This window comes from Vibrio sp. SSH13-20 (genome assembly GCF_040104475.1).
GTDB lineage: Bacteria > Pseudomonadota > Gammaproteobacteria > Enterobacterales > Vibrionaceae > Vibrio > Vibrio harveyi.
The window spans coordinates 153840-167251 of sequence record NZ_JBECOU010000009.1 but is presented as its reverse complement, the minus strand read 5'-3'; the positions used below and the strand labels follow the sequence as shown (position 1 = coordinate 167251).

Sequence of the window (13412 nt, the reverse complement as noted above, 5' to 3'; positions counted from 1 at the left end):
GCCCCAAGCGGGGCTTTTGTGGTTTGCGTTATATTTTAGTGGTCTACCGCACCGCCAGCGCCTGCTGGTACACGTACGTGCTCGACTAGGTCTTTTACTTCTTGTGGTGTTTCTGCCGTTACTTTCGATACAGCGAATGCCACGATGAAGTTGAACACAGCACCAATTGCACCAAATGCGTTTGGTTCGATGCCTAGGAACCAGTTCTGACCCCAGCTTTGTAGGTAAGTCCAGTCAGCAACAAATAGGATGCCTTTGTGCTGGAATACGTAGAATAGCGTGATACTGATACCTGCAATCATACCTGCGATTGCGCCTTCTTTGTTGATGCTCTTACTGAAGATACCCATCATCAACGCAGGGAAGATGGAGGATGCCGCCAGACCGAAGGCGAGCGCTACCGTACCGGCTGCAAACCCAGGCGGATTCAAGCCTAAGTAACCGGCGACTGCAATGGCAACTGCCATGGAGATTCGGCTCGCGAGCAGCTCTTTCTTCTCGGATATGTTCGGATTTATCACGCCTTTGATTAAGTCATGGGATATCGCGGACGAAATCGCCAGTAGTAGACCTGCAGCCGTCGATAGTGCTGCCGCCAGACCACCTGCTGCGACAAGTGCGATAACCCAGTTAGGTAGCTTAGCAATCTCTGGGTTTGCTAGTACCATGATGTCACGGTCAACTTTCAGCTCATTGGTTGCTGGGTTTGATGTGTACTCGATCAGACCGTCGCCGTTCTTATCATCAAAGCCTAGTAGACCTGTTTTCTCCCAGTTCTTGAACCAGTCAGGACGCTCATCATAAGCAAGGTGCTGACCCGGAGCTGGGTTAACGGTATCCATTAGGTTTAGACGCGCCATAGCAGATACTGCAGGTGCTGTTGTGTAAAGGATAGCGATGAAAACTAGCGCCCAACCTGCTGATGTACGTGCATCACGAACCTTAGGAACGGTAAAGAAACGGATGATTACGTGTGGCAGACCCGCAGTACCGATCATCAATGACATGGTGTACACGAACATGTTTAGCGTGTCGCCACGAACTTGGGTGGTGTATTCACTGAAGCCGAGCTCGGTGACTACTTGGTCGAGCCTATCGAGTAGATAGACATCAGTGCCTTGGATGGTACTACCTAAGCCGATCTGTGGTAGTGGGTTACCTGTTAGTTGCAGAGAGATAAAGATTGCAGGAATAGTGTAAGCAAGAATGAGTACGCAATATTGAGCAATCTGCGTGTAGGTAATGCCTTTCATGCCACCCATAACGGCGTACATGAATACGATACACATACCGATCAGTAGACCTGTTGAGTAATCCACTTCTAGGAAACGACCGAACGCCACGCCCACGCCTTTCATCTGACCGATAACGTAAGTCACTGATGCGATGATAAGACACACAACTGCTACGATACGCGCTGCGTTAGAGTAGAAACGCTCACCTACGAATTCTGGCACAGTAAACTTACCGAATTTACGTAGGTATGGTGCAAGCAGAAGTGCCAGTAGTACGTAACCGCCTGTCCAGCCCATCAGGAATACCGAACCTCCGTACCCCATGAAGGCAATTAAGCCTGCCATTGAGATGAACGATGCTGCTGACATCCAGTCTGCTGCGGTTGCCATGCCGTTAGCGATAGGGTTTACACCGCCGCCTGCTACATAGAATTCTTTGGTTGAGCCCGCACGAGCCCAAATCGCAATACCAATGTAGAGGACGAACGTCGCGCCAACCACCAGATAGGTAATAGTTTTCAAATCCATCTGAGTTACTCCTTACTCATCTACGCCGAATTCACGGTCGATTTGGCGCATTTTCCACGCGTAGTAGAAAATAATACCTAGGAAGGCATAGATGGAACCTTGTTGAGCAAACCAGAACCCGAGTTTGTATCCACCTAATTGAAATTGATTAAGTACGTCGACAAATAAAATGCCGCAGCCGAAAGACACTACGAACCAGATGACCATCAGGGTAATCATGAGCTTCACGTTCTTGTCCCAGTAGGCTTTGGCTCTTTCTTCGCTTTCAAATGCCATTGCCGTCTCCTTACGATTGGTATTGTTGTTAAAAAAATGTTTCAACATGTACATTAGCAAGGCACTGGCAAGAACTCTTTTCAACTTTAGTCGGGATGCTAAAAAGCAAAAACGCCCATTTTTAGGGCGTTTGAGAAGAAGTGGGAACAAAAGTGTGATGTTAATTTGATGTTAAATTAGCCAAAGGTCTAAGAGTTTTATCAATTAACATAGAAATCTTTTATACCAAGCAGCAAATTATTCAGTGCAACAGCGGCAAGGATAAGCCCCATTACGCGGCTGATGATGGCTGCGCCTACGTTACCAATCACTTTTTGAATCGTGTTTGCACCCAGTAACAAGAATAGGGTAACCAGAAGTACCGCAATCATGACGCCTGCGGTCATGGCTTGGTCGACGAAAGAGTAGCGGTTGTTATCGGTGAGCATCACGATAGCCATCATTGCACCCGGCGATGCAATCGAAGGGATCGCAAGAGGGTAAACGGCTAAGTCAGCGAGATCGGAGTGGCTGACTTCTTCGCCCAGTTTTTGTTCTTGTTCTGGCTTGCTCTCACCAAAAATCATCGACAATGCAAACAGCAATAACACTAAGCCACCAGCGGCTTGGAACGCGGGCAATGGGATTTGCATTGCTTCCAGCAACAACTGACCGGCAATAAGGAAGAACAGCAACACACCCATTGAAATGGCAATGGCTTTCAACGCTACGAGACGACGCTGTTTTGCCGTGAGGTGTTGAGTTTGTGATAGATAAACGGGTACTGAACCAATCGGGTCGATGACGGCCCAGAGTACGACGAATTGAGTGACGAGAATACTTAGCAAAGTATGACCTCCCAGAGTTAGCGGTTTAACAGAGGGATGAAAAAGGCTGCATGGTGCAATCTATGCCAATCGTAGCTAGTAATTGCTTATTCTAGCTTGTGAAAACGCTCGATAACGGCGTTAAAAATTTCGATTGTAGGAGAACTACTTATCGAAAATTGTCGCCTTGTTCTGAAGCCTTTTTCCTACGCTATTTATAAGCTCTGACTCACTGTGATTGGCATTATCATTTTAACGTCTGTTGTTCTTTTTGCGTCATATAAATGTGAATTAGATATATTTACTAACACATTACTGCTCGGGTTCCATTTGCTGCAGTAGGATGACGGCTTGAGTTCGGTTTTTCACGCCCAGTTTGCGGAAAATTGCGGTCATGTGGGCTTTGATGGTGGCCTCTGAGACATTGAGCTCGTAAGCGATTTGTTTGTTGAGTAAGCCATCGGAAAGCATGCCCAACACTTTGTATTGCTGAGGGGTAAGTGCGGCAATTTTCTCTGCCAAGTCATTACAGGCTGCGTTATTGGTGATCAAGCCTTCTGGGAAGTATGGGTCGCCATTGAGCACTTGGTTGAGGGCATTGACTAGCTCACGCATGTCGCTCGATTTTGGAATAAATCCGAATGCACCGTGGCTCTTCACTTGAGTGACCACGCTTGCTTCTTCGCTGGCAGATACCACCACCACTGGGATATCTGGGTATTCAGCACGAAGGTGAATCAAGCCCGACATGCCATTGGCGCCCGGCATCTTGAGATCTAACAACACCAAATCTGGCTCTTCTTCTTTTTCCAGCAACGCGAGTAGAGCGTCCAGCGTATCCGCTTCGAGAAGGTTGGCGCCACTCACAGCCATGTGTACCGATTGGAACAAGGCATTGCGGAACAGCGGGTGATCATCAGCGATGATAATGGTGTAGGTCGAATCCATGACGTTAAACACTTTTGACTATTTCGTTAATGGAATTATTGTCCACCTTTAAGAATGTGGACAATATTTATCCGCTAAAAGTCTGAACTAAATCGACTTTTATTAGAAAAATTGCATATAAACGCAACTTTCTTAGTTTTATTGAGACAACAAAAAACGCCAGTGAAAAATCACTGGCGTTTGAAAGATTCATCATCAGAATCGGTTGATGTGCTCTAAGAAAGGCTCGGCTTGCATAAAGCCTGTCAAACGAGCGTTTGAAACATGTTCGCCATTGGCATCCCAGAACTCAATCGTTGGCAAACCAAGTACATTCATATGTTTAAGCAGCTCGATGTCTTGCACTTGGTTCTTAGTTACGTCCGCTTGCAGAAGAACGAAGTCTTGCAGTTTGGCTTCGACGCTTGGGTCATGGAAGGTGTACTTCTCGAACTCTTTACATGCTACGCACCAGTCGGCGTAGAAATCCAGCATCACTGGTTTACCTACTTGTTTCGCCTGAGCAAGTGCAGCCTCAAGCTCAGCCACGTTAGCAATACGAGTAAAACTCACTGTTGCTTGCTGAGTTTGTGTAGTGGTGTTGCCGCCAAACCAATAGTTCAATGCTGGTTGAGCAGAAGCAAACAAACCAAGCACAGCAATGATGCCTACTGCGCTTTGCTTCCAACCGCCAAATTCTAGGCTGTTTTTGATGTGGTATAGCCAACCAAAAGCCGCGATACCCAGTGCTGACCACAATGCCGTAGCCCACATTTCTGGCAAGATGCGCTCAAGTAGGAAGATAGGAGCAGCCAGTAGAATGAAGCCGAACAGAGTCTTAACGCGATCCATCCAACCTCCTGCTTTTGGCAGAAGTTTGTTGCCGAATACTGCAACAAGAATGAGTGGAATACCCATACCCATTGCTAGTGCATAGAGCGCGATACCACCTGTCAGTAAGTCACCACTTTGTGCAACGTAAAGTAGCGCACCAGACAGAGGAGCCGTGGTGCATGGGGAGCACACCAGACCAGAAATCGCACCCATGGCGAATACACCTGCGCTGCTACCACCTTGTTGTTTGTTGCTGAGGTTGTTTAACCAAGTTTGTACCCCACTTGGCAGTTGCAGGTTATAAACGCCAAACATAGACAGGGCGAGCGTCACGAACAGCACACTCAAACCAATCAACACATAAGGGTGTTGCATCGCTGCTTGGAATTGCATGCCCGCAGACGCCACCACAAGGCCCAGTAGGGTATAAGTCAGCGCCATGCCTTGCACGTAGACAAACGACAAACCTAGCGCGCGACTTTGGCTTAGTTTGCCGCTGCCAAGCACGATGCTGGTCAGAATTGGGTACATCGGCAGAACACATGGCGTAAATGCTAAGCCCACACCAAGCGCCAAGAACAGAAGTGGCGTCCACCAGTTATCAGCTAGGTTTGCGGCAAGGCTATCTTGCTGTGTTACTGGAGCCGATGATGTGTCGCTAGAACTAGATGATTGCGCCGCTGGTGGCGTTGCTGTTGGCGCTTGTTCTGCTTTTGGTGCAGTCGTCGCCGCTGTTGAATCTGAGTTCGATGAAGTAAACGCGCTGATAGGAATCACGCGAGTTTCTGGTGGGTAACAGAAGCCTGCTTTCGCACAACCTTGGTATTGTACTACCACGCGTGCTCCGTCTTGCCAGTCGTGCATTGGGACGTTAACGAACAGAGGCTGAGTGTAGATATGTACGTCACCAAAGAATTCATCTTTATGCGGCGTTCCATCTTCCATTTGCAGTTCGCCTAACGACACCTTCTCGCCCGCTACCGACAAACGTTCTTGATACAGGTAGTAACCATCACGTACCTGCCAATCCAACATTAATTTGCCGTCTTGCTGGTAGTAGTTGAATGGGAAAGCCTGATCGACAGGTACAAAGGTATCGTTGCTGCTGCCAAAAGCATTGCTTTGACTGTTGTTTAACTGATCATTGCCAAACAAAGCAAAAGAAGGCGCAGAGAAGGTAATAAGCCCTAAGAGTAAGACGGAGAGTAATGCACGCATAAAAGGTTCAATTCATCTTAGATAATTGCCGTTAGTGTAACTCAATCAGACCTGCTGACTAGCCAATAAGTTTCATGGAAGTGAAGATTTGTTAAGCGCTCTCCAATGCGACAGGCAATAAAAAAGGGAGCCGAAGCTCCCCGAGTAAGACTCTGTTTCTACTAGATCAGCAGACCACCGAATGCGAAGCCAAGTGCTACCGCAGAAGCGATGGTTACCACACCAGGTACAAAGAATGGGTGGTTGAATACGTATTTACCGATACGAGTTGAACCCGTGTCGTCCATCTCAACCGCTGCTAGAAGCGTTGGGTAAGTTGGCAGTACGAATAGCGCACTTACTGCTGCGAAAGACGCAACTGCGGTAAGTGGTGCCACACCGATTGCTAGTGCTGCTGGCATAAGCGCAACGGTAGTTGCACCTTGCGAGTAAAGCAGCATTGAAGCAAAGAATAGAACAAGTGCTAGCATCCATGGGTAGTCTGCTAGTAGCGCACCAGCCACTTCTTTGATGCCGTCAACGTGCGCGTTAACGAACGTAGAACCTAGCCATGCTACGCCAAGAACACACACACACGCTGTCATACCAGAGCGGAATGTTGCTGCTGCTGGGATTTTGCCAGCGTCGATTTTACAGCTCATTACGATAGCTGCCGCAGCTGCAAGCATTACCGTCATGATAGCTTCGTTACGACCTAGAGCAGGGTTCTCGATAAGGCCAACAGAGCCAGAGATTGCTGCTGCGTAACATACTACGAATGCGATAGCGCCTAGGAAGATGAAAGTTGCTTTCTTCGCTGTTGGCAGGATTTCGCGCTTAGATTCTGTGTTTAGCTTGATCAAGCCTTTTGCTAGACGGTCTTGGTATTCAGGATCGTCTTTAAGTTCGCTACCCATGAAGTTCGCAACGAATGCACCGATCATACAAGCGATGAACGTTGTTGGGATACAGATCGCTAGTAGCGTCAAGTAGTCAACGCCGAATGGGTGAAGCATTGCTGCGAACGCTACAACTGCCGCTGAGATTGGCGATGCTGTGATAGCGATTTGCGATGCAACTACCGCGATAGACAGTGGACGAGAAGGGCGAACGCCTTGACCTTTTGCTACTTCTGCAATTACAGGTAGAGTAGAGAAAGCGGTATGACCTGTACCCGCCATCAGTGTCATTAGGAATGTCACGATAGGCGCGTAAAAAGTGATGCGTTCGGGATGTTTACGCAAAAAGTCTTCTGCAACTTGAACCATCCAGTCCAAACCACCCGCAACTTGCATTGCTGCGATAGCGGTAATTACAGACATGATGATCAGGATTACGTCGACAGGAATGTAAGCTTGGCTTGTCGGTACGCCTAGGATTAAAGACAATGCAATTACCCCAGCACCACCGGCAAAACCAATGCCGATACCACCGATTCTTGCCCCCAAATAGATGAAGAGCAGAACCACGAAGAGTTCGACCATTACCATATTGATACCTCTTTTAGTTTTTTAATGATTCTGATTTTTTGAGCACTCAGGAACAGGAGTAAGTGTTCAGAAAATCAGAACCTGATCGGCTTACGGCAATAAAAAGCGCATAAAAAATGTGGTTAACCGTATCAGAGCCTAAAAAAGGGCCCCGTTAGGGACCCCTTTACATATACGATTACTCGTAGCGTTTCGCTTTATAAGTCGGATGCATGAAGTTTTCAACCGATAAGATGTCATCTAGCTCTTCTGCAGTTAATAAACCGCGTTCTAGAACCACATCACGTACGCTCTTACCTGTTTCAGCACAGATCTTACCCACAATATCGCCCTCGTGGTGACCGATGTATGGGTTTAGGTAAGTTACGATACCGATAGAGTTGTAAACGTAGTTCTCACAAACTTCTTTGTTCACAGTGATGCCATCGATACATTTGTCACGTAGGTTCACACACGCGTTGTGTAGTAGAGAGATAGACTCGAACACGCTTTGTGCGATAACTGGTTCCATTACGTTAAGCTGTAGCTGACCGCCTTCTGCTGCGAAAGAAACCGTGTTGTCGTTACCTAGAACTTTGAAGCAAACTTGGTTTACTACTTCAGGGATAACTGGGTTTACTTTAGCTGGCATGATTGAAGAGCCTGCTTGCATTTCTGGTAGGTTCAGTTCGTTAAGACCTGCACGTGGACCAGAAGAAAGTAGACGAAGGTCGTTACAGATCTTCGATAGTTTCACTGCTAGACGTTTCAGCGCACCGTGCGTCATCACGTAGGCACCACAGTCAGAGGTTGCTTCGATTAGGTCTTCTGCTGCAACCACTTCAACGCCAGTGACTTCCGCTAGGTGTTTCACTGCTAGTGCTTGGTAACCAGTTGGTGCGTTTAGACCTGTACCGATTGCCGTTGCCCCTAGGTTGATTTCTAGTAGTAGTTTGGATGTGTAATCTAGGGCACGAATTTCTTCGTTTAGTGTTACTGCCCATGCGTGGAACTCTTGACCTACAGTCATAGGAACCGCGTCTTGAAGCTGAGTACGACCCATCTTCAATACATCTTTGAATTCTTGTGCTTTAAGCTCGAATGCGCCTTTTAGGTATTCGATCGCTTCCATCAACTGATGAACACTGTTGTAAACCGCGATACGGAAGCCCGTTGGGTACGCACAGTTTGTTGATTGGCTCTTGTTAACGTGATCGTTCGGGTTGATGAACTCATATTGGCCTTTTTCCTTGCCCATCAGTTCAAGTGCAACGTTCGCGATAACTTCGTTTGTGTTCATGTTAACTGACGTGCCTGCGCCACCTTGGAATACGTCTGAAGGGAACTGATCCATGCACTTACCTGTTTCAAGGATCAAATCACACGCTTCTAGAATATAGTTAGCAACGTCTTTTGGAATCGCACCTAGCTCTTTGTTTGCTAGTGCAGCGGCTTTCTTAGTCATTACCATGCCACGTACAAATTCAGGTACGTCAGAGATGGTAGTGCTTGAAATGTTGAAGTTTTCGATAGCGCGAAGTGTGTGGATGCCGTAGTAAGCATCGGCAGGGACATGACGTTGGCCTAATAGATCTTCTTCAATACGAGTGGCTTGGTTTGCTGTCTTTGGAGCATCAGATAGTGTAGCCATAACAGGATCCTTAGATAATAATTCTGATATTTAAGTTATTTATTAGCCATTTCTGCAATCAAGAATCCATTCATCAGAGTTTTTGGCTGGAAAAACCGTCCTGACTTATGTGGCACATCATACTGCACCTAGCGCATAAAAATAGTAAGTGGATCACCTTTTTCGCTTTTAATGCGTCAATAATTTGCAAAGTATGAACGGGATATTAATAACCCTTTATGGGTAGATGTTTTTCCTCGACAAACATGGATTTTAAGAGTCCGAAAATAGCACTTTTCAACGATCAATTTTTGTATATGCACCTTTGTTCAAAGGGCGTTTTTTGCACAATGCATTCTCCCCAGGGTGAACACGCTTTTTTACAACGATTCGTTTGAGCTTAGTAGGCTTTTGCCATTACACTGAATTCAACAAAGGAGGGCATGTGTTTCCTATCTTATTATTGGCGTTTATTTTCGTCCCGATCATCGAAATCGGCCTATTTATTCAGGTGGGAGGCTTCTTAGGTCTCTGGCCTACGATTGCTTTGGTGTTGATTACTGCATTTGTCGGTGCGTCTTTGGTACGTAGCCAAGGCATCCAGACGCTAATGTCGGTGCAAGGTCGCTTAGAGCAAGGTGAGCTTCCTGCTCAACAGATTTTTGAAGGTGTGATGCTGGCGGTTGCCGGTGTGCTGTTGTTAACCCCAGGTTTCATGACCGATGCATTGGGTATGTTGGTATTATTGCCAGCCCCACGAGCGGCGATTGCGAAATACTTAATGAGCAAGATGGTGGTGAAGACGGTAAATGGTGGCGGCTTTCAAGGCGGCTTCTCAAGCCAAGGTCCATTTGAGCAAGACCCGTTCCGTCGTGACCCATTCAATTCTCAATCGGATAACGGCAACACCTTCGAAGGTGAGTACGAGCGTAAAGACGACAATGATCGTAACAAGCTCAACTGATTCAATCGGTAAGTAAAAAAAGCAAAAGGGCGCATTCAGCGCCCTTTTTAGTATCTGTCATTTGCTGTGCTTACAACGCACCTTCAAAGCCCATCTGGCGCCACGCTTCAAACGCAATGATAGCTACGGCATTAGATAGGTTTAGGCTGCGTGCATCCGGCATCATTGGAATGCGGATACGTTGCTCCATTGGCAGACTATCGATCACGTCTGCCGGCAGACCTCGCGTTTCTGGACCAAACATCAAAACATCGCCTTCTTGGTATTTTGCATCGACGTGATGACCTGTAGTCTTTGTCGTACATGCAAACAGGCGGTAGTTGCCTTGTTTCTCTTTCTCTAAGTATTCCAAGAATGCTTGATAATTTTTATGACGCGTCACGCGAGCCAAATCGTGGTAATCCAAACCTGCGCGGCGGACTTTCTTCTCTTCTAGATCGAAACCCAGTGGCTCAATCAGGTGCAGATTCGCACCGCAGTTAGCACACAGGCGAATGATGTTGCCGGTGTTCGGCGCGATTTCTGGTTCGTATAGAGCGATATCAAACATGGTATTGAATTAGATTGGTCAAAACAGGCTAGCAGTATATACCCAAGTCACCATGGGAAGCGAGATTCAACACAATGACTGGGTATAGAAGAGGGCAACCTCTCAGCGTGTTGCCCTAATGGTTACGGATTAACTTAGAGCGCGAGTGTAGTTCTCTTCCACTGCGCGCCAGTTGACCACATTCCACCATGCGTCGATGTATTCAGGACGACGGTTTTGGTAGCTGATGTAGTATGCGTGTTCCCACACATCCAATGCTAGGACTGGTTCACCTTGTACCGCGGCAACGTCCATTAGAGGGTTGTCTTGGTTACTCGTTGACGTAATGTGAATATCGCCATCTTTTACGACCAGCCAAGCAAAGCCAGAGCCGAAAGTATTGATAGCAGCTTGTGCGAACTCATCTTTAAACTTTTCGAAGTCGCCATATTTGTCGTTGATGGCTTGCGCTAGAGCACCTTGAGGTTCACCGCCACCGTTTGGTGACATGCAGTTCCAGTAAATGATGTGATTGTAATAGCCGCCACCGTTGTTGCGGATAGCTGGGCTGTGTTGAGAAATGCTAGCGAAGATGTCATCGAGGCTTTGGGTCTCGAGAGCGCTGCCTTTTGCGGCAGCCATGAATTTGTCGTAATAAGTTTTATGGTGTTTGCTGTAGTGAACTTCCATTGTTTTCGCATCGATGTACGGCTCTAACGCATCGTATTCGTATGGAAGCTCGGGGAAAATGTGCGACATTGTAAATCCTCCTTTATGGAGGATTTACTTTAATGTTAATGAAAATCATTATCAACTTTGATCTTTGTAAGGTTATTTGCCTGCGCTGATCAATGGTAGGGTGATGGTGACACGTAAACCGCCGAGTGGGCTACGGCTAGCAACAATCGAACCGCTGTGCTGACGAATCGCACTGTCGGTGATGGTTAATCCTAAGCCAGTACCACCTGAATGGCGATCTCGTGCTGTAGATACACGGTAAAACGGGCGGAAAATTGCTTCCAATTCTTCGTCAGGTACGCCTTCCCCATTGTCGTCAACCACGATGCTGAGGGTATCGAATGAATCCTGAATGTCGATTCTTACTTCATCTTTGCCGTAGTAAATCGCGTTGCGGATGATATTTTCTACCGCGCTCATCAACAATTTAGGATTACCAGAGATACTGCGATCCGGTAAGGTTGAGTAGCTAAGGGTTTTACCCATTTGCTCGGCTTCAAACTGCGCGTCTTTGATGATCTCTTCCCATAAGCTGACAATTGGCTGAGTCTCGCGCGTCATGTGACTGTTTACCTGCATGCGCGACAGCTCAAGCAGCTCGGCAATCATCTGCTCTAAGCGCTGCGCTTCGGTATCAATACGAGTTAGCTCTGGGCTTTCACCTTGTTTACGAGTCGCCAACGCACTTGCCATACGCAGGCGAGTGAGTGGGGAACGCAGCTCGTGTGAGATGTCCGAGAGTAAACGCTGCTGACCAGAAATCATTTGATTCACAGCCTCGACCATTTGGTTGAAGCTCGTACCTGCTTGGCGAAACTCGGTGGTGCCTTTCTCTAGATTTGGATCGATGACAAACTCACCTTTAGCAACGCGTTGTGCTGCGGTTTCCAATCGTCGAGCTGGTTGGCTCAATGCCCATGCTAACCATAATAATAGCGGTGTACTCACCAACATAACGGCGAGCAGCAACTGCAATGGGTGGTCAAACAGGCGCAACATGATTGGTGGCGGCTCGTTCCACTTAAAGCCGACGTACATCAGTAGATCTGAATTAGCGACATTGATTGGCACTGGACCTGCAATCATGTAACGACCGTAGAGTTTTTGTTTCGGCTGTGACTGATCTTCAATACTGGTGACAAAATTTTGCAGTGCACGCAGCTTAAAGTCTTTGTGGCTCGAGGTGCTTAAGACATTCCCTTCGTGATCGGAAAAGAAGATCCTTGGACGTGGGTCATGCTTGCTGCGTCGTTGTCCTTCAAGGCTAAATAAGATTTTGCCGAGGTTATCTTGGTTGCGATACTTCTTCTCAATACCGTCACGTATTTCAAGCATACGTTGATAATGCTCTTTTGGAATGTCGCGCGCTTTCCGTGGATCAAGATGAGGTAGTGACAGCACAGCCATCAGAACCAAAAACATGGTGAACCAGAAGATGGCAAAGATGCGTCCATACAAGCTGTTTATCTTCGGTAGTTTGAAGCGTGGTGCTCGCATTAATCCTCCTCAATCAACATGTAGCCGCGCCCTCGTAGGGTTTTAATGCGTGGCTTACCGTTACTCTGATCTGGCAGTTTCTTCCGTAGGTTGGACACGTGCATATCGATCGCGCGGTCAAAGGCTGCAAGGCGCTTACCAAGCACGTCAAGACTCAGGGTTTCTTTAGTGAGGACTTGCCCCGGATTTTGTACAAAGTGAGTCAACAAGGCGAACTCTGTGGTCGTTAAATCCAGCAGAACCTCTTCACAATAGGCTTCCTGTTTGCCTGGATAGAGTTTGATTTCTTGATACTCAATGCAGTCACCGTTTTTAGTGCTCTTTTGAGTGCTGCTTGTGCGGCGTAAAATTGCTCGGATACGTGCCAGTAGTTCGCGGTCGCTGAATGGTTTTGGCAGGTAATCATCCGCACCCAGTTCAAGACCGATCACGCGATCGATTTCTTCGCCTTTAGCTGTCAGCATTAGAACAGGCGTTTCCCAGTTTTCACGCAGGCGCTTTAAGGTTTCCATTCCATTGAGTTTTGGCATCATGACATCGAGCAGAATAAGGTCGATTTCGTCAGTGACTGCCGCGAGACCAGCTTCTCCATCGTTGGCTTCGTTGACGTTAAAACCTTCGAAGCTCAGCACTTCCTTAAGTAGGCTGGTTAGCTCGGTATCGTCATCAATCAAAAGAATGTTCGCCATATGAGTACCTATTTATCATTCGTAGTTGTTTTAATATTACATGGTAATGACGGTGAAGAATGAGTGTAAAAATCACTCTTTACGATTCTTTAC

12 protein-coding genes are annotated in these 13412 nt (G+C 47.1%); 1 reads left to right on the top strand and 11 read right to left on the bottom strand.

Annotation, left to right across the window (positions count from 1 at the left end; translation table 11 throughout):
• Positions 1 to 35: 35 nt before the first annotated feature.
• From ABMY42_RS23105 to aspA, 7 genes are all read right to left on the bottom strand, one after another.
• The gene (locus ABMY42_RS23105; protein ID WP_005448271.1) at positions 36 to 1763 is read right to left on the bottom strand and encodes a sodium:solute symporter family protein; all 1728 of its coding nucleotides are present in this window, start codon (positions 1761 to 1763) and stop codon (positions 36 to 38) included.
• A gap of 12 nt (positions 1764 to 1775) precedes the next feature.
• On the bottom strand, positions 1776 to 2039 hold the full coding sequence (locus tag ABMY42_RS23100; protein WP_005448273.1) for a DUF4212 domain-containing protein: 264 nt from the start codon (positions 2037 to 2039) through the stop codon (positions 1776 to 1778).
• 200 nt (positions 2040 to 2239) lie between these two features.
• The gene (locus ABMY42_RS23095) at positions 2240 to 2866 is read right to left on the bottom strand and encodes a MarC family protein (protein WP_005448274.1); all 627 of its coding nucleotides are present in this window, start codon (positions 2864 to 2866) and stop codon (positions 2240 to 2242) included.
• 291 nt (positions 2867 to 3157) lie between these two features.
• Positions 3158 to 3793, bottom strand: coding sequence for a response regulator transcription factor (locus tag ABMY42_RS23090; protein WP_005448275.1), 636 nt, complete (start codon positions 3791 to 3793; stop codon positions 3158 to 3160).
• 195 nt (positions 3794 to 3988) lie between these two features.
• On the bottom strand, positions 3989 to 5824 hold the full coding sequence (locus ABMY42_RS23085; protein WP_349266834.1) for a protein-disulfide reductase DsbD: 1836 nt from the start codon (positions 5822 to 5824) through the stop codon (positions 3989 to 3991).
• A gap of 161 nt (positions 5825 to 5985) precedes the next feature.
• Positions 5986 to 7293, bottom strand: a complete 1308-nt coding sequence (locus ABMY42_RS23080) for an anaerobic C4-dicarboxylate transporter (RefSeq protein ID WP_017190954.1) — start codon at positions 7291 to 7293, stop codon at positions 5986 to 5988.
• A gap of 178 nt (positions 7294 to 7471) precedes the next feature.
• Positions 7472 to 8923, bottom strand: coding sequence for an aspartate ammonia-lyase (gene aspA, locus ABMY42_RS23075; protein ID WP_005428778.1), 1452 nt, complete (start codon positions 8921 to 8923; stop codon positions 7472 to 7474).
• A gap of 424 nt (positions 8924 to 9347) precedes the next feature.
• Between aspA and ABMY42_RS23070 the strand changes: the two genes are divergently transcribed.
• Positions 9348 to 9866 carry an FxsA family protein gene (locus ABMY42_RS23070; RefSeq protein WP_009698901.1) on the top strand — a complete coding sequence of 173 codons (519 nt, stop codon included), beginning with the start codon at positions 9348 to 9350 and terminating at the stop codon, positions 9864 to 9866.
• Between the two features lie 70 nt (positions 9867 to 9936).
• On the opposite strand, the gene trmL is transcribed toward ABMY42_RS23070, so the two are convergent.
• From trmL to ABMY42_RS23050, 4 genes are all read right to left on the bottom strand, one after another.
• Positions 9937 to 10416 (bottom strand): tRNA (uridine(34)/cytosine(34)/5-carboxymethylaminomethyluridine(34)-2'-O)-methyltransferase TrmL, encoded by a 480-nt coding sequence (trmL, locus tag ABMY42_RS23065; RefSeq protein ID WP_009698900.1) that lies wholly within the window; start codon positions 10414 to 10416, stop codon positions 9937 to 9939.
• Positions 10417 to 10545: 129 nt separating this feature from the next.
• A complete protein-coding gene (locus ABMY42_RS23060; protein ID WP_349266833.1) occupies positions 10546 to 11154 on the bottom strand; it encodes a superoxide dismutase in 609 nt (202 codons plus the stop codon).
• Positions 11155 to 11226: 72 nt separating this feature from the next.
• Entirely contained in the window at positions 11227 to 12630 is a 1404-nt protein-coding gene (cpxA, locus tag ABMY42_RS23055) for an envelope stress sensor histidine kinase CpxA (protein WP_009700534.1), read from the bottom strand.
• Entirely contained in the window at positions 12630 to 13319 is a 690-nt protein-coding gene (locus ABMY42_RS23050) for a response regulator (RefSeq protein ID WP_005448283.1), read from the bottom strand. Before ABMY42_RS23050 ends, cpxA begins: the two co-directional genes overlap by 1 nt.
• Positions 13320 to 13412 lie beyond the last annotated feature (93 nt).